The sequence below is a fragment of the Antarcticirhabdus aurantiaca genome (assembly GCF_009765365.1).
GTDB lineage: Bacteria > Pseudomonadota > Alphaproteobacteria > Rhizobiales > Rhizobiaceae > Antarcticirhabdus > Antarcticirhabdus aurantiaca.
Genome location: NZ_VTOM01000021.1, coordinates 93,014 through 117,363, shown reverse-complemented (window position 1 = coordinate 117,363; position 24,350 = coordinate 93,014). Strand labels below are relative to the sequence as shown.

The 24,350-nt window shown below is 70.4% G+C and carries 25 protein-coding genes; 18 read left to right on the top strand and 7 right to left on the bottom strand.

The genetic code is table 11. The features are described 5' to 3' along the window. Nucleotides 1-135 precede the first annotated feature (135 nt). On the bottom strand, nt 136-1,713 hold the full coding sequence (locus FZN60_RS22025; protein ID WP_158875671.1) for an ABC-F family ATP-binding cassette domain-containing protein: 1,578 nt from the start codon (nt 1,711-1,713) through the stop codon (nt 136-138). 213 nt (nt 1,714-1,926) lie between these two features. On the opposite strand from FZN60_RS22025, the gene FZN60_RS22020 reads away from it, so the two are divergent. From FZN60_RS22020 to FZN60_RS21935, 18 genes are all read left to right on the top strand, one after another. Beyond that, nucleotides 1,927-2,694: a FadR/GntR family transcriptional regulator gene (locus tag FZN60_RS22020; RefSeq protein ID WP_158875670.1), complete on the top strand. Its 768-nt coding sequence runs from the start codon at nt 1,927-1,929 to the stop codon at nt 2,692-2,694. Between the two features lie 57 nt (nt 2,695-2,751). Beyond that, nucleotides 2,752-3,741: a D-erythronate dehydrogenase gene (gene denD / locus FZN60_RS22015; protein WP_158875669.1), complete on the top strand. Its 990-nt coding sequence runs from the start codon at nt 2,752-2,754 to the stop codon at nt 3,739-3,741. Between the two features lie 5 nt (nt 3,742-3,746). After that, nucleotides 3,747-5,012, top strand: a complete 1,266-nt coding sequence (gene otnK / locus FZN60_RS22010) for a 3-oxo-tetronate kinase (protein WP_158875668.1) — start codon at nt 3,747-3,749, stop codon at nt 5,010-5,012. After that, the gene (gene otnC / locus FZN60_RS22005) at nt 5,009-5,659 is read left to right on the top strand and encodes a 3-oxo-tetronate 4-phosphate decarboxylase (RefSeq protein ID WP_158875667.1); all 651 of its coding nucleotides are present in this window, start codon (nt 5,009-5,011) and stop codon (nt 5,657-5,659) included. The genes otnK and otnC overlap by 4 nt, the downstream gene beginning before the upstream one ends. Further along, the gene (locus tag FZN60_RS22000) at nt 5,656-6,420 is read left to right on the top strand and encodes a hydroxypyruvate isomerase family protein (RefSeq protein ID WP_158875666.1); all 765 of its coding nucleotides are present in this window, start codon (nt 5,656-5,658) and stop codon (nt 6,418-6,420) included. Before otnC ends, FZN60_RS22000 begins: the two co-directional genes overlap by 4 nt. A 231-nt stretch (nt 6,421-6,651) precedes the next feature. Further along, the gene (ltnD, locus tag FZN60_RS21995; protein ID WP_158875665.1) at nt 6,652-7,596 is read left to right on the top strand and encodes an L-threonate dehydrogenase; all 945 of its coding nucleotides are present in this window, start codon (nt 6,652-6,654) and stop codon (nt 7,594-7,596) included. Next, the gene (locus tag FZN60_RS21990) at nt 7,593-8,351 is read left to right on the top strand and encodes an SDR family oxidoreductase (RefSeq protein WP_158875664.1); all 759 of its coding nucleotides are present in this window, start codon (nt 7,593-7,595) and stop codon (nt 8,349-8,351) included. The genes ltnD and FZN60_RS21990 overlap by 4 nt, the downstream gene beginning before the upstream one ends. An 86-nt stretch (nt 8,352-8,437) precedes the next feature. After that, nucleotides 8,438-9,496 (top strand): ABC transporter ATP-binding protein, encoded by a 1,059-nt coding sequence (locus FZN60_RS21985; protein WP_158875663.1) that lies wholly within the window; start codon nt 8,438-8,440, stop codon nt 9,494-9,496. 89 nt (nt 9,497-9,585) lie between these two features. Beyond that, nucleotides 9,586-10,890, top strand: coding sequence for an ABC transporter substrate-binding protein (locus FZN60_RS21980; RefSeq protein WP_246727063.1), 1,305 nt, complete (start codon nt 9,586-9,588; stop codon nt 10,888-10,890). A 351-nt stretch (nt 10,891-11,241) separates the two neighbouring features. Next, nucleotides 11,242-12,093 carry a carbohydrate ABC transporter permease gene (locus tag FZN60_RS21975; protein WP_246727062.1) on the top strand — a complete coding sequence of 284 codons (852 nt, stop codon included), beginning with the start codon at nt 11,242-11,244 and terminating at the stop codon, nt 12,091-12,093. Nucleotides 12,094-12,116: 23 nt separating this feature from the next. Then, entirely contained in the window at nt 12,117-13,019 is a 903-nt protein-coding gene (locus FZN60_RS21970; protein ID WP_158875660.1) for a carbohydrate ABC transporter permease, read from the top strand. Between the two features lie 57 nt (nt 13,020-13,076). Continuing rightward, entirely contained in the window at nt 13,077-14,111 is a 1,035-nt protein-coding gene (locus tag FZN60_RS21965; RefSeq protein WP_158875659.1) for an Ldh family oxidoreductase, read from the top strand. A gap of 131 nt (nt 14,112-14,242) precedes the next feature. After that, nucleotides 14,243-15,004 (top strand): FadR/GntR family transcriptional regulator, encoded by a 762-nt coding sequence (locus tag FZN60_RS21960; protein ID WP_158875658.1) that lies wholly within the window; start codon nt 14,243-14,245, stop codon nt 15,002-15,004. Next, on the top strand, nt 15,001-15,987 hold the full coding sequence (locus tag FZN60_RS21955) for a sialic acid TRAP transporter substrate-binding protein SiaP (protein WP_158875657.1): 987 nt from the start codon (nt 15,001-15,003) through the stop codon (nt 15,985-15,987). The genes FZN60_RS21960 and FZN60_RS21955 overlap by 4 nt, the downstream gene beginning before the upstream one ends. A 113-nt stretch (nt 15,988-16,100) precedes the next feature. Next, complete coding sequence (locus FZN60_RS21950; protein WP_158875656.1) at nt 16,101-16,673, top strand: TRAP transporter small permease; 573 nt, start codon at nt 16,101-16,103, stop codon at nt 16,671-16,673. Nucleotides 16,674-16,678: 5 nt separating this feature from the next. Continuing rightward, nucleotides 16,679-18,085, top strand: a complete 1,407-nt coding sequence (locus tag FZN60_RS21945) for a TRAP transporter large permease (RefSeq protein ID WP_158875655.1) — start codon at nt 16,679-16,681, stop codon at nt 18,083-18,085. Nucleotides 18,086-18,146: 61 nt separating this feature from the next. Beyond that, on the top strand, nt 18,147-19,166 hold the full coding sequence (locus FZN60_RS21940; protein WP_158875654.1) for a Zn-dependent oxidoreductase: 1,020 nt from the start codon (nt 18,147-18,149) through the stop codon (nt 19,164-19,166). Nucleotides 19,167-19,198: 32 nt separating this feature from the next. Further along, nucleotides 19,199-20,317 carry a mandelate racemase/muconate lactonizing enzyme family protein gene (locus FZN60_RS21935; protein WP_158875653.1) on the top strand — a complete coding sequence of 373 codons (1,119 nt, stop codon included), beginning with the start codon at nt 19,199-19,201 and terminating at the stop codon, nt 20,315-20,317. A gap of 4 nt (nt 20,318-20,321) precedes the next feature. Here the strand turns inward: FZN60_RS21935 and FZN60_RS21930 are convergent, their stop codons facing one another. The 6 genes from FZN60_RS21930 to FZN60_RS21905 all read right to left on the bottom strand — a co-directional run bounded on the left by FZN60_RS21930 (nt 20,322) and on the right by FZN60_RS21905 (nt 24,327). After that, entirely contained in the window at nt 20,322-20,531 is a 210-nt protein-coding gene (locus FZN60_RS21930) for a TOBE domain-containing protein (protein WP_158875652.1), read from the bottom strand. A 55-nt stretch (nt 20,532-20,586) separates the two neighbouring features. Next, a complete protein-coding gene (locus FZN60_RS21925; RefSeq protein WP_158875651.1) occupies nt 20,587-21,288 on the bottom strand; it encodes a L,D-transpeptidase in 702 nt (233 codons plus the stop codon). 51 nt (nt 21,289-21,339) lie between these two features. After that, nucleotides 21,340-21,582, bottom strand: coding sequence for a hypothetical protein (locus FZN60_RS21920; RefSeq protein ID WP_158875650.1), 243 nt, complete (start codon nt 21,580-21,582; stop codon nt 21,340-21,342). Nucleotides 21,583-21,790: 208 nt separating this feature from the next. After that, a complete protein-coding gene (locus tag FZN60_RS21915) occupies nt 21,791-22,771 on the bottom strand; it encodes a heme-dependent oxidative N-demethylase family protein (protein ID WP_158875649.1) in 981 nt (326 codons plus the stop codon). A 12-nt stretch (nt 22,772-22,783) separates the two neighbouring features. Continuing rightward, nucleotides 22,784-23,725 carry a PDR/VanB family oxidoreductase gene (locus FZN60_RS21910; protein WP_158875648.1) on the bottom strand — a complete coding sequence of 314 codons (942 nt, stop codon included), beginning with the start codon at nt 23,723-23,725 and terminating at the stop codon, nt 22,784-22,786. Next, a complete protein-coding gene (locus FZN60_RS21905) occupies nt 23,722-24,327 on the bottom strand; it encodes a dimethylamine monooxygenase subunit DmmA family protein (protein WP_158875647.1) in 606 nt (201 codons plus the stop codon). The genes FZN60_RS21910 and FZN60_RS21905 overlap by 4 nt, the downstream gene beginning before the upstream one ends. Nucleotides 24,328-24,350: the final 23 nt, after the last annotated feature.

The window sequence follows — 24,350 nt, the reverse complement described above, 5'->3', positions numbered from 1 at the left end:
GAGAACCGCGCGCCCGACCCGGCCGTGACCTTCCCGACGCTCGCCGACGGCCTTAACGGCATGCGCTTCATCGAAACCGCCATCCGATCCTCAAACAACGCAAATACCTGGACACAGTTCGAATAGCGCCCCGGCTCATCCCCCGAGCCGCACCTCCCGCTCGATGCCGATCGCGCGCAGGAAGGCGGCATCGTGGCTGACGACGAGAAGGGCGCCGTCGAAGCCGGCGAGCGCGCGCTCCAGCACCTCGACCGATTCCAGGTCGAGGTGGTTGGTCGGCTCGTCGAGGATCAGGAGCCAGGGCGGCTCGCCGCCAGCCAGCGTGGCAGCGAGCCCGGCGCGAAGGCGCTCGCCGCCCGACAACTCCGCCACGCGCTTGCGGGCGTCGCGGTTGCGGAAGGCGAAGCGGGCGCAGGCGGCATGGGCCGCCTCCTCGCCGAGCGCCGGATTGAGCCGCCGAAGGTTCTCGAGGATCGTCGCCTCGCGATCGAGCACGGCGACGTGCTGGTCGAGAACGGCGATGCGCCCTTCGGCGCGGCGCACCGTGCCCTCGTTCGGCGCGAGGTCGCCGGTGGCCAGGCGAAGCAGCGTCGTCTTGCCCGCCCCGTTCGGCCCGACCAGGGCGATCCGCTCGGGTCCGCGCACGTGCAGCGAAAAGGGGCCGAGGCGGCGGTCGCCGAGGTCCGCGACCGCATCTTCCATCGACAGGACGGCGGCGCCGGACGGCATGCCGCTCGGCGGCAGGTCGATGGCGATCGGCGTCAGCACCTCGACGCGCGCCTGCGCCGCCGCCGCTTCGGCCGCAGCGTCCGAAACGAGCCGCTCGCCGATCCGGCGGATGCGGCTGTCGGTGTTCTCCGCGCGTTCGGCGCGGCCGTCGAGGAACATCTTCGGGTCGGAGCTTCGTGCCGCGGCCACGCGGCCGCGCTTGTCGCGCCGCTCCTTGGCCTCGCGCTGATGCTGCGCCGCCTGTCGGGCCTGCCGCAGAGCCGCATCCGTCCGGTCGCGTTCGGCCGCCGCCCGCTCGCGCACCGCCTCGCGGGCCGCGGCGAAGGCCGACCACCCGCCTCCGACGACGCGGATGCCGACCGGCGTCAGCTCGACGATCCGGTCCATCGCTTCCAGAAGGTCGCGGTCGTGGCTCGCGAGGAGGACGCCGCCGCGCCAGCCGGCGACGAGCCGGCGCACGGCCGCGCGGCCCGATGCGTCGAGGTTGTTCGTCGGCTCGTCGAGAAGCAGGAGGTCGGGCGCCTCGATGCCGAGGCGGGCGATGGCGAGGCGCGCGCGCTCGCCGCCCGACAGCGTGCCGACCGGGCGATCGAGCCCGATCCCGGCGAGCCCGACATCGTCGAGGGCCGCCTCGACCCGCCCCTCGAGGCTCCAGTCGGCGGCGTCGAAATCCTCGACGCTGCCCGTTCCCGCCAGGACGCGGGCGAGACGGCGGCGCTCCTGCGCGATGCCGAGCGCGTCGTCGATCGGGAGGTGCTCCGGCAGGTCCTGCACCAGGCGCCCGAGCCGGCCGGCGCGCGCGATCGAGCCCGAAGCCGGCTCGGCGAGACCGGCGGCGATGGCGATGAGGGTCGACTTGCCGGAGCCGTTGCGCCCGACGAGACCGACGCGCTCGGCACCGAGCGTAAGGGTCAGCCCCTCGAAGAGCGGGCGACCGTCAGGCGTTGCGGCGGAAACGGAATCCAGGGACAGGAAGGCAGGCATGGGGCACCGTGCGATCGAATGAAACGAGGCGGTTCGCGCTGTTCATCCGGTGCTTCACGGGGCCACTCCTTCGCGGGGGATCGAAGCTCGAGTTTAAGGACGGGGCGCGCAGGATGCAAATGGCGGGAACGCCGCCGGCCGCGCTTGACAGGGCGGCCCTCGTGCTATCCCCTCCTCTGGTCTGCTGAACCGACCAGTGGCCAGGGAACGCGCATGGCCTCGCCGAACCTCCTTCTCGACCGATCCTCCGACCTGCGCGAACGGATCGTGCGGCGGAACCTGCGCGACGTGGTGGCGGGCAAGATCGCCAACCTCATCGCCGGCGGGCTTCTCAAGGTCGGGGACGACCTGCCGGGCGAGCGCGACCTCGCGACCGCGCTCCAGGTCAGCCGCGAGTCGGTGCGCGGCGGCATCCAGATCCTGGCGGCCAAGGGCCTCGTCGCCGTCGTCCACGGCGCGCGCACCCGGGTCCTGTCGGAGACCGTCGGCGCGGAGTTCACGCGCGCCCGCGAACCACGGCTCCTCGACGCCTACGGGCTCGACGACATTCACGCCGCGCGGCTGATCGCCGAGCGGCCGGTCGTCGGAGACGCCGCCGCGCGGATGGACGAGGCGACGCTCGGCTTCCTGCGCGACTGCCTCGCCGCGCAGCGCGCCGCCCCGACCGACCCGGTACGCTTCCTCATCAGCGACCGCGAGTTCCACCTCGCCGTCTACGACGCCTGCGGCAACGCCGTCCTCGCCGACTTCGTGGCCGATCTCTACGGCTACATGATCGAGGCGCGCCGCCTCGCGGTCTCCGAGCCCGGCGCGATCGCGCGCTCGATCGAGGACCACGCGACGATCCTCGCGGCGCTGGAAGCCGGCGACCGAGCGGCGACCGAGCGAGCCTTCGACGTCCACATCCGGCACATCTTCGACTCGACCCGGCGGATCCTGGCGCGCGCGACGCCGCCGCGGGCCGCCGCTTCGGCATCATAAGGGCGGCGCGCCTGGGGAGGGCGCGGCGCGTTACGCATCAGGGAAGGGAATGGGCTCATGAAGGTTCTGATCATCGGCGCCGCGGGCATGATCGGGGCGCGGCTCGCCACCCGCATCGCGGCGGACGGGCGGATCGGCGACCGCGACGTGTCCGAGCTCGTTCTCGCCGACGTCGTCGAGCCGCCGAGGCCCTTCGGCACGCTCGACCGGGTCGACACGCGGGCGCTCGACATCTCCGCCCCGGGAGCCGCCGAGCCGCTGATCGCGAACCGGCCGGACGTGATCTTCCACCTCGCCGCCATCGTGTCCGGCGAGGCCGAGGCCGACTTCGAGAAGGGCTACCGGATCAACCTCGACGGCACGCGCGACCTCTACGACGCGGTGCGCGCCGCGCATGACGAGGACGGCTACACGCCCCGCCTCGTCTTCGCCTCGTCGATCGCCGTCTTCGGCGCGCCCTTCCCCGCCGTCATCCCCGACGACTTCGCCCTGACGCCGCTGACGAGCTACGGCACGCAGAAGGCGATCGGCGAACTGCTGCTGGCCGACTATTCCCGCCGCGGCATCCTCGACGGCATCGGCCTGCGCCTGCCGACGATCTGCGTGCGGCCGGGCCGGCCGAACAAGGCGGCGTCCGGCTTCTTCTCCAACATCCTGCGCGAGCCGATGAACGGCGAGGAAGCCGTGCTTCCCGTGCCGGAGGAGGTGCGCCACTTCTTCGCGAGCCCGCGCGCGGCGATCGAGTTCTTCCTCCATGCCGCGCAGATCGACACGGCCGCGGTCGGGCCGCGCCGCAACCTGTCCATGCCCGGCCTTTCGGCCACGGTCGGCGAGGAGATCGAGGCGCTGCGGCGCATCGTCGGCGAGAAGGCGGTGAAGCTCATCCGCCGCGAGCCGGACGAGACGATCATGCGCATCGTGTCGGGCTGGGCGCCCGACATCGCCGCGACGCGGGCGCGGGAGCTCGGCTTCCGGGCGGAATCGAGCTTCGACGAGATCGTGCGCGCCCATCTCGAGGACGAGCTCGGCGGAACGGCGAGGGTCTGACGGCCATGCTTCTCGGCTGCATCGGCGACGACTTCACCGGCTCCTCGGACCTTGCCAACACGCTGGCCAAGGGCGGCATGCGGACGGTGCAGTATTGCGGCGTGCCGGAGGCGCCGGCCGAGCCCGGCGTCGAGGCCGGCATCGTCGCGCTGAAGAGCCGGACGATCGCGGCGGACGCGGCCGTCGCGCAGTCGCTGCGGGCGCTCGACTGGCTCCTCGCGCAAGGCTGCCGGCAGATCCTGTTCAAGATCTGCTCGACCTTCGATTCGACGCCGGAAGGCAATATCGGCCCCGTCGCCGACGCGCTGATGGCGCGGCTGGGCGCGCCTCACGCCATCGTCTGCCCGGCCTTTCCCGCGACCGGCCGCACGCTCTACCAGGGCCACCTCTTCGTGGGCGACCGGCTGCTCGACGAGAGCGGCATGGAGAACCATCCGCTGACCCCGATGCGCGACGCCGACATCCGCCGCTGGCTGGCGCCGCAAACGATCGCCGGCGTCGGCCACGTGCCCTTCGCGACGGTGGCGGCGGGGCCGGACGCGCTGCGCGGCGCCGTCGAGGCGGAGGCTGCGGGCGGCCGCCGCCTCGTCGTCGTCGACGCGATCCGCGACGCCGATCTCGTGAGCATCGGGCGCGCGGCGGCCGGCATGCAGTTCCTCGTCGGCGGCTCGGGCATCGCGCTCGGCCTGCCGGAGAATTTCCGCGCGGGCGGGCTGCTCTCGGGCGGCGGCGCTGCGTGGGAGGGAGCGCCGGGGCCGGCGGCCATCCTGTCCGGCTCCTGTTCGGGCGCGACGCGCGAGCAGGTGCGGCGCTACCGCGAATCGGCGCCGGTGCTCGACGTGACCCCGGACGCGCTTCTGTCGGGCGAGATGACGGGCGAGGCCGCCGCGACCTGGGCGCTCCAGCGGATCGGCGAAGGCGCGGTCCCCCTCGCCGCTTCCTCGGCCGACCCGGCGGTCGTCACCGAGGCGCAGGCGCGCCACGGGCGCGATCGCGCGGCGGCGGCGATCGAGACCTTCTTCGCCGATCTGGCGCGGCGGCTGGAGGCGGGCGGCGTATCCCGCCTCGTCGTCGCGGGCGGCGAGACCTCTGGCGCCGTCGTGGAAGGGCTCGGCCTGTCGGCGCTCGCCATCGGCCCAGAGATCGCGCCCGGCGTGCCCGCCTTGAGGGCCGCCGACCGGCCGCTGCGCCTCGCGCTGAAGAGCGGCAATTTCGGCGGGCCGGACTTCTTCGCCGAAGCCCTCGCCGTCCTCGGGGGAGAGGCGCCGTGAGCGCAGAGGCGGCCTTGCGCGAGGCGATCTGCGCTCACGCCCGCTCGCTCTTCGAGCGCGGCCTGACGCATGGGAGCACCGGCAACATCTCCGTGCGCACCGAGGACGGCGGGCTTCTCGTCACGCCGACGGGGTCCTCCTTCGGCCGGCTCGATCCCGCGCGGCTCAGCCGCTTCGCACCGGACGGCACGTTTCTCTCCGGCGATAAGCCGACGAAGGAAATGCCGCTACACCAAGCCTTCTACGAGACGCGCGGCGTGACCGGCGCGGTGGTGCACCTTCATTCCTGCCACTCGGTGGCCTGGTCGCTGATGCCCGGCCTCGACCCGGACGACCTCCTGCCGCACCTGACCGCCTATTCGATCATGCAGCTCGGCCGGGTGAAGCTCCTGCCCTTCTTCGTGCCCGGCGATCCGGCCATGGCCGGCGCGATCCGCGGCCTCGCCGGCAAGCGCTCGGCGGTGATGCTCGCCCATCACGGCCCGGTCGTCGCGGGCCGCGACCTGGAGGCCGCCGTCAACGCGGCCGAGGAGCTGGAGGCCACCGCCAAACTCGCGCTGCTGACGCGCGGGAGCGATCCGCGCCTCCTGTCCGGCGAGGAGGTCGGCCGCATCGTGTCGCGCTTCGACGTGGAGTGGTCCGCATGATCCGCTTGTCCGCCAATCTCGGCTTCCTGTGGACCGAGATTCCCCTGCCCGACGCGATCCGCCGCGCCAAGGCCGCCGGCTTCGAGGCCGTCGAGTGTCACTGGCCCTACGAGGTCGACGCGAGGCTCGTGCGCGCGGCCTTGACGGAAACGGGCCTGCCGATGCTCGGGCTGAACACGGTGCGCGGCCGGCCCGGCGAGACCGGGCTCGCCGCCCTGCCCGGCCGCGAGGCGGAAGCCCGAACCGCGATCGACCAGGCCTTCGACTACGGGCGCGCGGTCGGCGCGCGGGCCGTCCACGTCATGGCGGGCTTTGCCGCGGGCGCGTCCGGGGCGCGCGAGACCTTTCTCGCCAACCTCGACTACGCGGCCGACCGGGCGGAGGCCGCCGGCATGGGCGTCCTGATCGAGCCGCTGAACGCGCGCGACGCGCCGGACTACTTTCTCGGCACGATCGAGGCGGCGGCGGGAATCGTCGCCGAGCTCGACCGGCCGTCGGTCAAGGCGATGTTCGACTGCTATCACCTCCAGATCATGGGCGGCGACCTTCTCCGACGTTTCGAGGCGCATCGCGCGATCGTCGGCCACGTCCAGTTCGCCGCCGTCCCCTCGCGGGCCGAGCCGGACGAGGGCGAGGTCGCCTTCGACCGGCTGCTGCCCGCCCTGGGCGCGGCCGGATATGACGGCTTCTTCGGCGCGGAGTACCGTCCGCGCAGCACCACCGACGAAGGCCTGGGATGGATGACGATGTTCAAAGATTAGACATCGTCGCCGAAGCGTCAGGTCTGCGCCTCATCTTCCGCGTCCCGCGGAGGATACGCTGACGCTTGCGCCTAAAATGGTGTTGTCTGTGAAAATAATACTATTGAAATCACGTCCGCCCGGTTGAAACACTGAGGGAAACCGACCTACAAATTCATCCGGTCCTTGAGCGACGAGGGCGGCCGGCGACATCACCGAGGGAGACGGTGGCCGGGTCAGCGGGGAGGTCGAATGGAAAGCGCGGTGTCATCAGCGCCGCCCGTCGGGCGCGTCGCCGTCCTGGGCCTCGGGTCCATGGGCCTCGGCATGGCGCGATCGATCGCGCGCGCCGGCCTGGATGTCGTCGGCTTCGATCCGATGTCCGCTGCGGCCGAAGCCTTCGCCGCGGAGGGCGGACGGACGGCGGCGGGCGCCCGCGAGGCGGCGACGGGGGCCTGCATCGTCCTCTGCGTCGTCGTCAACGCGGCGCAAACCGAGGCGCTGCTCTTCGGGCCGGAGGGCGTGGCCGAGGCGATGGCGCCGGACGCCGTCTTCGTCTCCTGCGCCACCATGGATCCGGACATCGCGCGGCGCCTCGCGGCGAAGCTTGAAGCCACCGGCCGGCACTACCTCGACGCACCGATGAGCGGCGGCCCGGTCCGCGCCGCGGAAGGGGCGCTCACCGTCATGGCCTCGGGCGGCTCCGCGGCCTTCGCGAGGGGGCGGCCGGTGCTCGACGCCATCGCGGCCAAGGTCTACGAGCTCGGCGAGGCCCCCGGCCAGGGCGCCGCCTTCAAGATGATCAACCAGCTTCTCGCCGGCGTCCACATCGCCGCGGCCTGCGAGGCGATCGCCTTCGCCGCGCGCCAGGGGCTCGACCTCGACAGGGTCTACGAGGTGATCACCGCCTCGGCCGGCAGTTCCTGGATGTTCGAGAACCGCGTGCCGCACGTCCTCGACGGCGATTACGCGCCCAAGAGCGCGGTCGAGATCTTCGTGAAGGACCTCGGCATCGTCCAGGACATGGCGCGCACCGCCCGCTTTCCCGTGCCGCTCTCGGCGGCCGCGCTGCAGATGTTCCTCGCCGCCAGCGGCTCGGGCATGGGGTCCGCCGACGACGCCTCGCTCGCCCGCGTCTACGCTGCCCTGTCGGGCGCGAGCCTTCCCGAAGCCAAGACAGCCAAGAGTTCCGCATGAATGACGCCTCCCCCTCCCGCATCGCGCTCGTCACGGGCGGCGGCACCGGCGTCGGCCGGGCCATCGTGACCGCGCTTCACGGCGCCGGCTGGACGGTCGCGATCACCGGCCGGCGCGCGGGCGTCCTGGAGGAGGTGGCAGAAGCGCTCGGCGGCGAGCGGGTGGCGGCGATCCCCGCCGACATCGGCGATCCCCGGGCGGTGGAGGCGCTGTTCGACGAGGTGGAGCGCCGCTTCGGGCGGCTCGACCTCCTCGTCAACAATGCCGGCACCAACGTGCCGCCGGTGCCGATCGAGGAGGTCACCTTCGATCAGTGGCAGACGATCCTGTCCGCCAACCTCACCGGCGCGTTCCTGTGCACGCAGGGCGCCTTCCGGCTGATGAAGCAACAGAACCCGCGCGGCGGGCGGATCATCAACAACGGCTCGATCTCGGCCTCCACCCCGCGGCCGAACTCGGCCCCCTACACCGCGACGAAGCACGCGATCGCCGGCCTCACCAAGGCGACGGCGCTCGACGGCCGCCCCTTCGACATCGCCTGCGGCCAGATCGACATCGGCAACGCGGCGAGCGATATGACGGCGAAGATGTCGAGCGGCGTCCTCCAGGCCGACGGGCGGATCGCGCCCGAGCCGACCATGGACCCGGCCGACGTGGCGCGCGCCGTGGTCCACATGGCCTCGCTGCCACCCGAGGCGAACATCCTCAACCTGACCATCATGGCGACCAAGATGCCCTTCGTCGGCCGGGGATAGGCAAAAGTCACCCGGCCTGCGGCACGGGAGAGCCGCGGCCGGGACATGGATACGCAGTGCAAATCATTCGGGAGGAATGACCGGGCATGGCTTCAGTCGATTTCGTCGACGTCAGGAAGAGCTTCGGCGCCCACGCCGTCATCAAGGGCGTCAACGTCCATATCGACGACGGCGAGTTCGTCATCCTGGTCGGCCCGTCGGGCTGCGGGAAGTCGACGCTCCTGCGCATGCTCGCCGGGCTCGAGCACATCTCGGGCGGCGAGATCCGCATCGGCGAGCGCGCGGTCAACGACGTGCCGCCGAAGGACCGGGACATCGCCATGGTGTTCCAGAACTACGCGCTCTATCCGCACATGAGCGTCGCCGACAACATGGCCTTCTCGCTGACGCTGAAGGGCGCGTCGAAGTCCGAGATCGAGACCAAGGTGAAACCGGCGGCCGAGATCCTCGGCCTGTCCCACCTCCTCGACCGCTATCCCCGCCAGCTATCGGGCGGCCAGCGCCAGCGCGTCGCGATGGGCCGGGCGATCGTGCGCGATCCGCAGGTCTTCCTTTTCGACGAGCCCTTGTCGAACCTCGACGCGAAGCTCCGCGTCTCGATGCGCACCGAGATCAAGAACCTCCACCAGCGCCTGACGACGACGACGGTCTACGTCACACACGATCAGATCGAGGCCATGACCATGGCCGACAAGATCGTCGTCATGCAGGACGGGCGCATCGAGCAGATCGGCGCGCCGCTGGAGCTCTACGACCGGCCGAACAACCTCTTCGTCGCCGGCTTCATCGGCTCGCCCGCCATGAACATGCTGCACGGCCGGCTCGACCCGGCCGACGGCCAGCGCTTCGTGACCGGCGACGGCATCGTCCTGCCGCTCGCCCCCGGCCATCGCGGCACGCCGGGAACGGACCTCGTCTACGGCGCGCGACCCGAGGCGATCCACCTCGGTGGCCCGATCCCGATGGAGGTGATCGTCATCGAGCCGACCGGCTTCGAGAGCCAAGTGCTCGGGCGCATCGGCGCGAGCAACGTCACCTGCGTCTTCCGCGAGCGGCTGAGCGTCAAGCCCGGCGAGCGGATCGACGTCTCGATCGACCCTGCCGCCGTCCACCTCTTCGACGCGGGGACGGGCGTGCGGCTCTGAAGCCCCGACCATCCAGCCAAACGGCCGGCGGGCCGCGGAATCCCGCCCGGACGACGAAAGACCCATTCCGCCTCTGGGAGGAGAGAACCATCATGATCGACCGCAGACGCTTTCTCGCCGGCACCGCCGGTCTCGGCCTGACGCTGCCCTTCGCGGCCCGCGCCTTCGCGCAGGGCGCCGCGCCGACCTTCACGCCCGAGTCCGGCGCCTCGCTGCGGCTCCTGCGCTGGGTGCCCTTCGTGCCGGCCGAGGAGGAAGCCTTCCTCGCCATCACCCAGAAGTTCACGGAAGCGACGGGCGTCCAGGTCCGCATCGACAAGGAAAGCTGGGAGGACGTGCGCCCGAAGGCCGCCGTCGCGGCGAACGTCGGCTCCGGCCCGGACATGGTGATGAGCTGGTTCGACGATCCCCAGCAGTATCCGGACAAGCTCGTCGACGTGACCGACCTCGGCACCTCGATCGGCGCGGCGAACGGCGGCTGGTATCCCGGCATCGAGTCCTATGCCCGGCGCGGCGACAGCTTCATCGCCCTGCCGCTCTGCGCCATCGGCAACGCCGTGGTCTACCGCGACAGCCACATGAAGGCCGCCGGCTTCTCCGAGTTCCCGAAGGACACGGCCGGCTTCCTTGAGCTCTGCAAGGGCCTCCAGGCCAAGGGCACGCCCGCCGGCTTCCCGCACGGCAAGGCGGTCGGCGACGGCAACAACTACGCCCATTGGCTGCTCTGGAGCCATGGGGGCCGGATGGTCGACGAGAACGGCGCCGTCGTCATCAACAGCCCGGAAACGCTGGAATCCGTCAAATACGCGATGGAGCTCTACAAGACCTTCATTCCGGGCACCGAGAGCTGGCAGGACGTCAACAACAACCGCGCCTTCCTGGCCGGCCAGGTCTCGCTGACCGCGAACGGCGTCTCCGTCTACTACGCGGCGCTGAAGGATCCGGCGATGAAGGAGATCGCCGACGACATGCGCTCGACCAACCTGCCAATCGGCCCGGTCGGCGAGTCGGTCGAGCTGCACCAGACTTCGACCATCTCGATCTTCCGCCACACGCAGTATCCGGAAGCCGCCAAGGCCTATCTCCAGTTCATCTTCCAGCCGGACAACATGAACGCCTGGATCCAGGGCGCCAGCGCCTATTGCTGCCAGCCGCTGAAGGCCTTCGAATCGAACCCGGTCTGGACCTCGAACCCGATCCACGCCGCCTATGCCAAGGCGTCGGCGAGCCTGCGCCCGAACGGTTATGCCGGGCCGCTCGGTGCGGCGTCCGCGGGCGTCATGGCGGACTACGTGCTGGTCGACATGTACGCGGAAGCGGTGACGGGCCAGTCCTCGCCGGAGGACGCGATCTCGAACGCCGAGCGGCGTGCGAACCGGTACTACCGGGTCTGACGACTGCACGAGGTGCCTCGTCCTCGATCGGATGAGGCGCCTCCCCCTCGCCCGCTTGCGGGAGAGGGTGCCGAGCGGAGCGAGGCGGGTGAGGGTGTCGGCCGCGAAGCGGCCAGCGAAGAACCTCGCCAAGCGCCCCGTCTGCAATGAGCCACCCTCATCCGCCTGCCGGCACCTTCTCCCGCCAGCGGGAGAAGGGCGAAGCGTCATCGTACCGCCTCCGTAAGAATTGCCGCGAGAGGATCGCCCATGTCCGTGTCCGCCGCTCCCCCGCCCCGCGCAACGCGCGCGTCCCGCGGCTCCTTCTTCGAGCGCTTGTCGCAGAGCCGGAACGGGCTCGGCCTCCTGTTCATGCTGCCCGCGGCCGTGTTCCTGCTCTGCTTCCTCACCTATCCCCTCGGCCTCGGGGCATGGCTCGGCTTCACCGACACGATGATTGGGCGGCCCGGCGTCTTCATCGGGCTGGAGAACTACGAATACCTCTTCCGCGACCGGGTCTTCTGGCTCTCGGTGTTCAACACCCTGTTCTATACGGCGATCGCGTCCATCCTGAAGTTCGCGCTCGGCCTCTGGCTCGCGATCATCCTGAACGAGAACCTGCCCTTCAAGACCTTCTTCCGCGCCGTGATCCTGCTGCCCTGGGTGGTGCCGACGGTTCTGTCGGCGCTGGCCTTCTGGTGGATCTACGATTCGCAGTTCTCGATCATCTCCTGGGTGCTGATGCAGGCGGGGCTGATCAGCGCGCCGATCAACTTCCTGGGCGACCCCTGGAATGCTCGGCTTTCGGTCATCGCGGCCAATGTCTGGCGCGGCATCCCCTTCGTCGCGATCTCGCTTCTCGCCGGCCTCCAGACCATCCCGGCCTCGCTGCACGAGGCGGCGGCGCTGGACGGAGCGACGTCCTGGCAGCGCTTCCGGCGCATCACCCTGCCGCTGCTCACCCCGATCATCGCGGTCGTGATGACCTTCTCGGTGCTCTTCACCTTCACCGACTTCCAGCTGATCTACGTCCTGACCAAGGGCGGGCCGGTCAACGCGACGCACCTCATGGCGACGCTGTCCTTCCAGCGCGGCATTCCCGGCGGCGCGCTGGGCGAGGGCGCGGCCATCGCGGTGGCCATGGTGCCCTTCCTCCTCGCCGCCATCCTCTTCAGCTTCTTCGGCCTGCAACGCCGCAAATGGCAGCAGGGCGGCAGCGACTGACGCAACCGACGGAGTTGAGCCACATGTCCACCACCGCCTCCGAGCCCGCCGGCGGGCACCTCACCGACGACGTCGTCGGCATGTCGCACCACGACACGCTGGCCCGGCGCATCCTCGTCGTCTGGCTGCCGCTGTTCTGCTTCATGTTCGTGCTCTTGTTCCCGTTCTACTGGATGGCGATCACCGCGGTGAAGCCGAACGACCAGTTGACGAACTACGCCGCGCACTCGCCCTTCTGGGTGGTCGGGCCGACGCTCGACCACATCAAGTACCTCCTCTTCGAGACCTCCTATCCCGGCTGGCTCTGGAACACGGTGATCGTCTCGGTCTGTTCGACGGTGATCGCGCTCGCCGCGTCCGTCTTCGCGGCCTATGCCATCGAGCGCATCCGCTTCACCGGCGCGCGGGTGACGGGGCTCCTCGTCTTCCTCGCCTACCTGATCCCGCCCTCGATCCTCTTCATTCCCCTCGCCTTCATCGTCTTCCAGGTCGGCATCTTCGACAGCCGGCTCGCGCTGATCCTGACCTACCCGACCTTCCTGATCCCCTTCTGCACCTGGCTGCTGATGGGCTACTTCCGATCGATCCCCTTCGAGCTGGAGGAATCGGCGCTGGTCGACGGGGCGACGCGCTGGCAGATCCTGACGCGGGTGATCCTGCCGCTGGCCGTGCCCGGCCTGATCTCCGCCGGCATCTTCGCCTTCACGCTCGCCTGGAACGAGTTCATCTACGCGCTGACCTTCATCCAGTCGTCGGAGAACAAGACGGTGCCGGTCGGCGTCTTGACGGAGCTGGTGCGCGGCGACGTCTACGAGTGGGGCTCGCTGATGGCCGGCGCCCTCATCGGCTCGCTGCCTGTGGTGATCCTCTACTCCTTCTTCGTCGACTATTACGTTTCCTCGATGACGGGCGCCGTGAAGGAGTAGAAGGCTGCTCGCCGCCTGGCCCCTCTCGCGGCCGGGCGCGATGCAAGGAATGAAGGCATGGACCCAATCATCGTCGAGGCGGGCGTTCTCGCCCGCGCCCTGGAAGAAAGCTTGCGCGAGGCCGGCGCGTCGGACGAATCGGTCGAGGCGTGCGTCAGGGCGCTGATGCACGCCTCGCTTCTCGGCGTCGACAGCCACGGCGCACGCCTCGTCGCCCATTACTGCCGGGTCCTGAAGGGCGGGCGCGTCAATCCGCGCCCCGCCGTGAAGCTCACCCGCACGGGCCCGGCCGCGGCGATGCTCGACGGCGACGACGGGCTCGGCCACCTCACGGCCTATCGCGCGGCGGAGGCCGCGGTGGAGATCGCCCGCGAGAGCGGCGTCGGGGCGGTGGGCGCGACCCGCTCCTCGCATTTCGGCGCGGCCGGCGCCTATGCGCGTGCCATCGCCGAGGCCGGCATGGTGGGCTTCGCCACCACCAATGCCGATTCGATCGTCGCCCTGTTCGGCAGCGCCAAGGCCTTCCACGGCACCAACCCGCTCGCCTTCGCCGCGCCGGTCGCGGGCGCTTCCCGCCCCTGGCTCCTCGACATGGCGACGTCCTCGATCCCGCAGAACCGCGTCCTCCTCTACCGCTCGCTCGGGCGCGAGCTGCCGGAAAACGTCGCGGCGGACGCGGCGGGCGTGCCGACCCGCGACGCGCAGGCCGCGGAGATGCTCCTGCCCCTCGGCGGGGCGGATTACGGTTTCAAGGGCGCGGCGCTCGCCGGCGTCGCGACGCTGTTCTCGGCCATCCTGACGGGCGCCACGCTCGACCACGCCTTCATCCCCATGGTCGGCTCGCAGGACATCGCGACGCCGCGCGGCATGGGCCATTTCGTGCTCGCCATCGATCCCGCCCGTTTCGGCGGAACGGCCGTCTTCGAGGCCGGCATGCGCGCCTATCTCGACGCGCTGCGGGCGAGCCCCGCCGCCGAGGGTGCCGGCCCGATCCTCGCGCCCGGCGACCGCGAATGGGCGGTCGAGGCCGAGCGGCGGGCGAACGGCGTTCCCATCGACCCGGACACGGCCGCCTTCCTGCGGCTGAGCTGAGGAGCGGGCGCGGTTTTCGAAAGGTCAGGCTCGCTGACGTCTTGACGCCGATCACGACTTCGGGAAGAGTGCCGGTCAATTGGTCAGATCAATTGGCCGGTCGCGGCGCCTTGGGAGGGGCTCACGAGACCATGTCCCTCAAAGCCATCGAGCCGCGTCGCCTCTACCGTCAGGTCGCGGACCAGCTGCGCTCGGTAATCGAGAGCGGCGAATACGCCGTGGGCGACCGCCTGCCGACCGAGCGCGAACTGTCCGAGCAGCTCGGCATCTCGCGCCCGACGGTGCGCGAGGCGCTGATCGCGCTGGAGGTGGAAGGGCGCATCCGCATCCGCGTCGGCTCCGGCATCTACGTGGCGAAGCCCCCGCAGGCCGAGGCCAGCGTGCCCGCCGGCATGGAAGGCCCCTTCGAGGTCCTGGGCGCGCGCGAGATCGTCGAGAGCGCGGTGGCCCGCGAGGCCGCCGGCCTGGCGGGCGCCGCCGAGATCGCCGCGCTCGACGCGGTCCTGGCGCGCATGGAGAACGGCCCGCATCCGTCGGCCGAGACGATCGGCTTCGACCGCGCCTTTCACGTGGCCGTTGCCGGCATTCTCGGCAACGCCGTTCTCGTGCGCTTCGTGGGCGAGCTCTTCGACCAGCGCATGACCCCCTATTTCGAGCGCCTGTCGCGGTACTTCGAGAACGACGCGAGCTGGCGCCTCGCCCATGCCGAGCACCGGGCGGTGCGCGACGCGATCGCCAGCGGAAACGCGGCGGCCGCGGAAGCGGCGATGCGGCATCATCTTCAGGAATCGCAGAAGCGGTTCCAGATCGGTTTCGGCGAGGGAGACGCCGAGGGCGCGGGCAACGAGCCCAAGCGTTCCAAATCAAGAAAGCAACGGGAGGAAACCGCATGAAACTCGCACGACGCACCCTCATCAGCGCGTTCGCCGCGCTGACCGCCACCGCCGCCCTGGGCGCGCCGGCGGCGCTCGCCCAGACCAAGCTGTCCTGGGCCCACGTCTACGAGGTCACCGAGCCGTTCCACACGGAATCGCTCTGGGCGGCCGAAGAGATCAAGAAGCGCACCGACGGGCGCTACGAGATCCAGGTCTACCCGGCCTCGCAGCTCGGCAAGGAAGCCGACATCAACCAGGGCCTGACGCTCGGCACCGTCGACATCATCATCTCGGGCTCGTCGTTCGCCGCGCGCGAGTTCGCGCCGATCGGCGTGACCTACTATCCCTACATCTTCCGCAACCCCGAGCACCTCCTCGCCTATACCAAGAGCGACGTCTTCAAGGCGCTGGCGGCGGGCTACGAGGAAGAGTCCGGCCACCACATCGTGGCGGTCACCTATTACGGCACGCGCCACACCACGGCGAACAAGCCGGTGAAGACCTGCGCCGACCTCAACGGCGTGAAGATGCGCGTGCCCGACGTGCCGGCCTATCTCGCCATGCCCCAGGCCTGCGGCGCCAACACCGCGCCGATCGCCTTCGCGGAAGTCTACCTCGCCCTCCAGAACGGCACGGTCGAGGCGCAGGAGAACCCGCTGACCACGATCGAGGCCAAGAAGTTCTACGAGGTGCAGTCGCACATCGCGCTGACCGGCCACATCACCGACCACCTCAACACGATCGTCTCGCAGAGCCGCTGGGCCTCGCTCTCCGACGAGGACAAAGCCATCTTCACCGAGGTGATGCAGGAGGCGGCCACCCGCGCCACCAAGATCGTCCAGGAGCGCGAGGCCGCCCTCGTCGACACCTTCCGCAAGCAGGGCATCGACGTGTCGGAGGTCGACAAGCCGAGCTTCGAGAAGGCGGTCCAGGAGAATGCGCCGCTCGACAAGTACGGCTACCGCCAGGAAGACTACGACGCGATCCGCGCGATCCAGTAAGTCGGCTTCATAATAGCGATCGGCCGGCAGTCGAACCGCCGGCCGATCCTCGCCCCGCCCCTTCTCCAGCCATCGTTGACGGACGGCCACGCGCCGCCCGCGGGAGATCCGTCATGTCCGCAAACCCGCACACGCCCGTCACCGGCGAAGAGCTCGCCCAGGCCTTCGAGGAGGATCAGGGGCCGCCGGACCTGTCCGTCTACGCGGTGGAGGATTGGGTCGGCCTCGCCGTCTTCTGGGGCATGGCGCTCTGCGTCTTCCTGCAGTTCTTCACCCGCTACGTCCTCAACAACAGCCTGGCCTGGACCGAGGAGATCGCGATCAACTGCCTCGTGGTCGTCGTCTTCGTCGGCGCGGTCCTGTGCGTGCGTCTGTCGCGCCACATCCAGGTGGACGTCCTCTACCACTACATCCCGCACAAGGTAGGCCGCCTGCTCTCGACGCTGGTCGACCTCATCCGCATCGGCTTCTTCGCCTATGCCTGCGTGCTTCTGTGGCGCTACGTCAACATCGTCTCGCGCGAGCGCATGGTCACGATCGACCTGCCGCGCTCGATCATCTTCTACACCGTCTTCGCGGCCTTCGTGCTGATGCTCCTGCGCTCCCTCCAGGTCGCGTGGAAGAACTGGCGCCGCGGCTATTCCGTGCTCGAGCGCCCCGGCGCCTTCGACGGGTTGGGAGTCTGACGCTCATGCTGCTTCTCATCGGCGCCTTCCTCGTTCTCATGCTGATCGGCCTGCCGGTCGCGATCTCCATGTTCGTGGCCTCGGGCCTCTACCTCCTCGCCTACGGCGTCGCGCCCGACATCATCATCGCCCAGCGCATGATCGCGGGCGTCGAGAGCTTCCCGCTCCTCGCCGTCCCCTTCTTCATCCTGGCCGGCAACCTGATGAACATCGCAGGCGTCACGGGCCGCATCTATTCCTTCGCCGTCGCGCTCGTCGGCTGGATGAAGGGCGGCCTCGCCCAGGTGAACATCATCGGCTCGGTGATCTTCTCCGGCATGTCGGGCACGGCGCTCGCGGATGCCGCCGGCATCGGCACGATCGAGATCAAGGCGATGAAGGACCACGGCTATCCCGTGGAGGCCGCGGTCGGCGTCACCGCGGCGTCCGCGACGCTCGGGCCGATCTTCCCGCCGTCCCTGCCCTTCGTGATCTACGGCATGATGGCCAACGTCTCGATCGGCGCGCTGTTCATGGCCGGCATCATCCCCGGCGTCGTGATGACGCTGATGATGATGATCACCGTCGCCTGGCTCGCCTACAAGAAGGGCTGGGGCTCGGACGCGCCCTTCGAGATCCGCCGGCTCGTGGCCGCCTCGATCGAGATCCTGGTCGTCGCCGCCTTCCCGATCGCGGTCTACGTCATGGTGACGCTCGGCCTGTCCTTGAACCTCGCGGTGCTGATCGCGCTCGTCGCCCTCGTCGCGCTCGACTGGTACTACGACTTCTCGGCCGTCATGGCGCTGATGACGCCGGTGATCCTGATCGGCGGCATGACCATGGGCTGGTTCACGCCGACGGAAGCGGCGGTGGCCGCCGTGATCTGGTCGCTCTTCCTCGGCCTCGTGCGCTACCGCTCGATGACCTTCCGGAGCCTCGCCAAGGCGAGCTTCGACACGATCGAGACGACGGCCTCGGTGCTGTTCATCGTGACCGCCGCCTCCGTCTTCGCCTGGCTTCTCACCGTCAGCCAGGCGGCGCAGCTGATGAGCGACGCGATCCTCGGCTTCACCGACAACTGGATCGTCTTCCTGATCCTCGTCAACATCCTCGTCCTCGTCATCGGCTGCTTCCTCGACACCATCGCGGCGATCACCATCATCGTGCCGATCCTCCTGCCGATCGCGCAGCGGCTCGGCATCGACCCGGTGCATTTCGGCCTCATCATCACGCTCAACCTGATGATCGGCCTTCTCCACCCGCCGCTCGGCATGGTGCTCTTCGTGCTCTCGCGCGTCGCCAAGCTGTCGGTGGAGCGAACGACCATGGCGATCCTGCCCTGGCTGGTGCCGCTCTTCCTGGCGCTTCTCGTGATCACCTTCATCCCGGCCGTCACGCTCTGGCTGCCGACGCAGATGGGCCTCATCCGCTGACATGCTTTCCGGGGCGGCGCATCGCGCCGCCCCGCGCCCTGACCCGCGAAAGGACCGGACCATGGTGGCCGTCGCCGTCGAAACCCCGCACCGCCTCGTCCTCCGCGACGCGCCGCCGGCGGAGCCCGGACCGGGCGAGATCCGGATGCGGGTCGCCCGCGCCGGCATCTGCGGCTCGGACCTCCACATCCTCCACGGCTCGAACCCCTTCGCGGTCTATCCCCGCATCATCGGCCATGAATTCGCCGGCACGGTCGAAGCGCTCGGCGCCGGCGTCTCCGCCCTCGCGGTCGGCGACAAGGTCGTCGCCGACCCCGTCGTCTCCTGCGGCCGCTGCCATCCCTGCCGGATCGGACGGCCGAACGTCTGCGCAAACCTCCAGGTCTTCGGCGTCCATCGCGACGGCGGCTTCCGCTCGGCACTCTTGCTGCCGGCCGCCAACGCCGTGAAGCTGCCGGCCGCCATGCCCCTGTCGGTCGCCGCCATGGCCGAGCCCTTCGCGGTGGCCGCCAACGTGTTGGAGCGCACCGGCTGCGGCGCGGACGACAGCGTCCTCGTCTACGGCGCCGGCACGGTCGGGCTGACCGTGCTCCAGGTGGCGCGGCTCCACGGCGCGCGCGTCATCGTCGCCGACATCGACGAGAAGCGCCTCGCCCGCGCGCAAGCGCTCGGCGCCACCCGCGTCATCCATTCGGCGAAGGAGAGCGTCGCGGCGGCTGTCGCCGGCGAGACGGACGGCCTCGGCCCGACCGTCGTCATCGACGGCGCCGGCGTCCCCGCCCTTCTCGCCGAGGCGCTGGACGTCGTCGCCCCTGCCGGCCGCATCGGCCTCCTCGGCTTCTCGCCGGAGCCCTCCCCCCTCGTCCAGCAGCGCATCGTCGGCAAGGAGCTGACGCTCGTCGGCTCGCGCCTCAACCGCCGCCTGATCCCGCAGGTCGTGGAATGGCTGGACGCCGGCCGGCTCGACGCTTCCGCGATGATCACCCAGACCTTTAGCGCACACGAGGCGCCCGCCGCCTTCGACCTCATCGAGACGACGCCCGGCGCGGTGGTGAAGGTCCAGCTCGCCTTCGACGCCTGACCCGCTCACCCCATCCGAAAGCCGAACATCGCATGCGCATCGCCGCCGTCGAGCCCTTCATCGTCCACCTGCCGGTCACCGGCAACGCCATCGCCGACTCGACCCATCAGGTGACGCATTGGGGCGTCGTCGGAACGCGCATCGTCACGCAGGACGGCCTCGTCGGCTACGGCTTCACCGGCACCCACGCCCACCTCGCCTCGGACCGGCTGATCACCGCCTGCATCGCCGACGCCTACGCCCCGCTCCTCATCGGCGAGGATGCCACCGAGCGCTCGCGACTCTGGACCAAGCTCGCCCGCCACCCCGCCCTGCAATGGGTCGGGCGCGCCGGCATCACGCATCTCGCGCTCGCGGCCGTCGACGTCGCGCTGTGGGACCTCGCCGCCAAGACGGCCGGCCTGCCGCTCTGGGCGCTGCTCGGGGGCAGGCGCACCGAGCGGCTCGAAGCCTACAACACCGATATCGGCTGGCTCTCCTACGACCTCGACACCATGCTCGGCCTCGTCCGCGGCGCGGTGGAGAAGGACGGCTTCACCCGCATCAAGGTCAAGGTCGGCCACGAGAACCCGCTCGCCGACATCCGCCGCCTGGAAGCGGTGCGCGCCGCCGTCGGGCCCGAGGTCCGCATCGCCATCGACGCCAACGGCCGCTGGGATCTGCCGACCTGTCTGCGCTTCGTCCACGCGGCTCGCGACCTCGACATCTTCTGGTTCGAGGAGCCCATGTGGTACGACGACGTCGCGAGCCACGCGGCGCTCGCCCGCGCCAGCAGCATCCCCGTCGCGCTCGGCGAGCAGCTCTACACGCTCGACGCCTTCCGGACCTTCATCGATGCCGGAGCGCTGTCCTACGTCCAGCCGGACGTGACACGGCTCGCCGGCATCACCGAATACATCCAGGTCGCCGACCTCGCCCTCGCCCACCGCCTGCCGGTGGTGCCGCATGCCGGCGAGATGAGCCAGGTGCACGTGCACCTCAGCTACTGGCACCCCGCCTCGACGATCCTGGAATACATCCCCTGGATCAAGGACCACTTCGAGGAGCCGGCCGCCGTGGAGGCCGGCATCTTCCGCCTGCCCCAGCAGCCCGGCGCCAGCACGACGCTGAAGGCGGCGAGCATGGAGGCCTTCGGCAAAGCCTTGCGGTGAGCCGTCAGTCGACGGCGATCATCACGTCGGATGCCTTCACCACGGCATAGGCGTCCCCGCCCACCGTCAGGCCGAGGGCATCCACGGCCTCGTTGGTGATCGAGGCCGTGACGATCGCGCCGCCGGCGACCTCGATGCGCACATGGGCGGTGGTCGCGCCCTTGTTGATCTCGACGACCTTGCCCTTGAGCTGGTTGCGGGCGCTGATCTTCATGCCTGTCTCCGATGCGCATCCCGGTTGGAGGCGGGACGATGGGATGGAGAGCGCCTCAGACCACGTCCGCCCCGCCCTCGTAGGGCGCGTCGAGAACGAGCACCCGCGTTCCCGTCGGCACGCGGGTTTCCAGGTCGATGACGTCCTGGTTGAACATGCGGATGCAGCCAGAGGAGACCGACTTGCCGATGGTCCAGGGCTCGTTGGTGCCGTGGATGCGGTAATAGGTGTCGCGGCCGCCGCGATAGAGATAGAGGGCGCGCGCGCCGAGCGGATTGCCGAGGCCGCCGTCGACGCCCGCGGCGTGCGGGCGGAAGCGCTCGGGCTCGCGGCGCAGCATGTTCTGCGTCGGGGTCCAGCGCGGCCATTCGGCCTTGCGCGCCACCGTCGCCTTGCCGGCAAAGGCGAAGCCCGCCTTGCCGACGCCGACGCCGTAGCGCATCGCCCGGCCGCCCGCCATCACGAGGTAGAGGTGATGGCCGTAGGGGTCGACGACGATCGTGCCCGGCGGCTCGTCGGTCCGGAAGTCGACCTCCTGGCGGATGTTGCGCTCCGCGACGATCTTCGGATCGATCGCGGGGATCACGAAGGTGCCGTCGTCGAGCTGCCCGTAATATTCGAGGATCCGCGGATCGACGGACGGATAGGGCGACAGGCTGAACGCCAGCGCGCGGCTTTCCGACTGCAGGGTCGAGCAGGCGCCGACGAGCGGCAGCGCGGCGATGAGGGCGGCCCTGAGAACGGATTTCGGCGGCATGGGATCGAAGTCTCCGAAGGGTCAGGAAGACGGGTGGCGGCGCACCCGCGTTCAGGCGACGAAGCGCTCGTTCTTCGACGTCTTGACGTAGGCCGCGGCCGCTAGAACCGCGAGAAGGATCGCCCAGGCGGCGACGGCGAGCTGGAGCACGGCCGTCACCGAGTCGGACAGGCCGAGAGTCCCCTGCGCCAGTTTCAGAAGAATGAAGCCGGAGCACGCCCCGATCATGAGCCCCAGAAAGGCGTAGACGAAGGAGAAGAAGGCCGTCGCCAGGCCGTGAAGCGCGCTCTGCATGGAAAGGCTCGTGTCCGGATGGGTTCGAGGATCGGCGCCGCGCCGGACGGTTCCGAGGCGACGCGTCGCGCCCCGGCCGGAGCCGAAGCGACGCACGCGCACAGTCTTGCGCCGTCTCTATGGCGTTTCGGCGGCACCATCGCGGCGCTGATGCACGGGTTGAAGAGCGCGTGGCGGCTCGGTCAACGCGTCGATGGGCGGCTGCGTTTCACGCCGCCTCGACGGATTCCGCTTCGAGAACGGCGAGTATGCGCGGGCGCAGCGCCGTCAGGCCCTTGTACTGGAGGATGTCCTCGGGAAGCGTCCGCAGCACAGCGGCGAACTGTCGGCGCCATTCGGGCACGCGGCAAATCTCGCCGAGCGGCAGGAGGTAGGTGCGGATCAGGAACATGATCGCCCCGCTTTCCGGCAGGCGGACGAGGTGCTGCACCTCGTTGCGCATGTGGAAGACCTCGGCGAGATCGTCTGTCGCCAGGGCGCGGCGCGACGGCCCCCATTCGTGGTAGCTGTCGAGCGCGGTGTCGAGCCGGTGGCCGGCGGTCGAGGTCCAGTTGATCCGGCGGAAGACCTCGCCCGGCTGAAGCCGCATCAGGAACTGCTCGGCGCGCGGAATGGCCCCGTCCGCCAAGTCGTGCGGCACGGGGCCGTGGATCTCGCGGAAGGACATGCCGAGATCGAAGGCCATCGACCAGTTCGACGCGAAGGTGACGCAGCCGGCATCGGCGAAGAGCTGGCCTTCGCGCTGGTCGAGAAGAACGACGTCCTCCTGGATCTGGCTGGCGAGGAAGCGCAGCGGCGGCAGCGGCAGGCTGTCCTCGTCGCCGAGGCGGAAGGCTTGCACCAGGCCGAGGCGACCGTTTGTCCAGACGAGGTCGCGCCCCGTCGCGCGGAGGCTCATCGTCTCGGGATAGGTCGCGGCGAGCTCGCGCAGGCCCCAGGCGAGCGCGTCCCAGGTCGCCGCGCGCATGTGCGGCAGCTCGACGTGGCGGGAGGGATCGCGGGCGAGAACGGCTGCGCGCTCCGTGAGTTCGGCCTCGTAATCCGCGTCGACGTCGAGGACGGAGCCGCCCCACGCGCCCACCGGCGTGCGGCGGAGCTTGGGCGCCGGCTCGACATTGGCGCTGTAGCGATAGGCGTCGCCCGTGAAGGGCCAGGGAAAGCGGCTGAGGCGCGCCTCGTCGGGGGTCATGGGCCCAAGCCTTCAAAGATCGAGGGTGAGGAGGTCCGCGCCGCGCGAGACGCAGGGCATCAGGCAGGTGCCGGCCTCGCGCTCGGCCGGCGAGAGATAGTGGTCGCGATGGAGGATCGTGCCCTCGACGCCCTCCATGCGGCATTCGCCGCACACGCCCTGGCGGCAGAGCGAGGGCCAGGGAATGCCGGCGGCCTCCACCGCGTCGAGGAGGCTCGCATCGGCCGAAACGGCGATCCGCCGACCGGAGCGGCGCAGCAGCGCCTCGAAGGGCGCGCCGGGGGGAAGAACGGCGCCGAAGCGCTCGGCATGGCAGCGCTCCGCCGGCCACCCGGCGCGCGCCGCGCGCTCCAGGACGTCCTCGATCATGGCTTCGGGGCCGCAGACATAGAGGTGCGTGCCGAGCGGCTGGTCGACGAGCGCCGCCTCCGCCGCCGCCGCCATCGCGGCCCGGCCGCGCAGCACGCGCCAGTCCTCGCAGAGCGCGTCCAGCTCGGCCTCGTGCGGGACGGGCGCCCCGTCGCGCACGGCGAAGAGAAGGCTCGCGCTGCGGCCCCAGCACTTCGCGGCGCGCAGGTGCGACAGGAACGGCGTGATGCCGATGCCGCCGGCGATCATCAGGTGATGCCGGGCGGAGACGACCGGCGCGAAGGCGCTGCGCGGCAGGCCGCAGGCGAGGCGATCGCCGACCCGCAGCGCGTGCATGAAGGCCGAGCCGCCGCGCCCGTCGGGGCGGTGGTGAACGGAGATCGCGTAAGCCTCGGGCGCGCCGCCCTCCCCCGTCAGCGAATAACTGTTGGTGCGCCCCTCGCCGCAGAAGACGGGCAGGTGGCTGCCCGGCACGAAGGAGGGCAGCGCCCCGCCCGAGGGGTGCCGCAGAACAAGGGAGCGGATGCCCGGCGCGACGTCGACGACGGCGTCGACGACGAGCGACAGGCCGGGACCGGCGATCACGGCCTGCCGCCTTCCGCGTCGGCGACGAAGGCGGCGAGCCGGCCGAGCCGGCGCGACAGATGCTGGTGGACGACGAGCCGCAGCCCGCAGCCGGGGCAGTCGACCTCGTCGCCGGGCTCGCCCTCGGCCTCGAAGCCGGTCCTGCAATGGACGCAGACGAGCGGCGAGGTGCCCGCCCGAACCGCGAAGGCGCGGATCTCCGCCTCGATCAGGCCCGCGCCCCGCGCGATGGCCGACAGGCGCAGGACGTCGGCAGCGGCCCCCGCGAGCATCAGCCGCCAACCGGTCCGCGCCTGCCCAAGCGCCGGTTCGAGCCAGCTTGCCGCGCGATCGGCGCTTCCCGCATCCTCGTCGCGGAAGGCGAGGACGGGGCGATCCCCGGCCCGTGCCCTCCACCCGTCCAGCACGGCGCCCGCGCCGCGGCCCGTGCCCACCAGCACGAAGCCGCGCCCTGCCTCGTCGAGCGGCGGCGGCGCTTCGGGCCAGTTCGGCAGGCTGGTGCGCGCGGAAGCGACGAAGCGGCGGTGCTGTCGCGGCCGGGAAACGGAAGCGGTGGTCTCATGCATGGGATCGATGATGCGGCGCAGGATTTCGGCTGGCAAGCCTCCCTTTCGCGGCGCCCCGC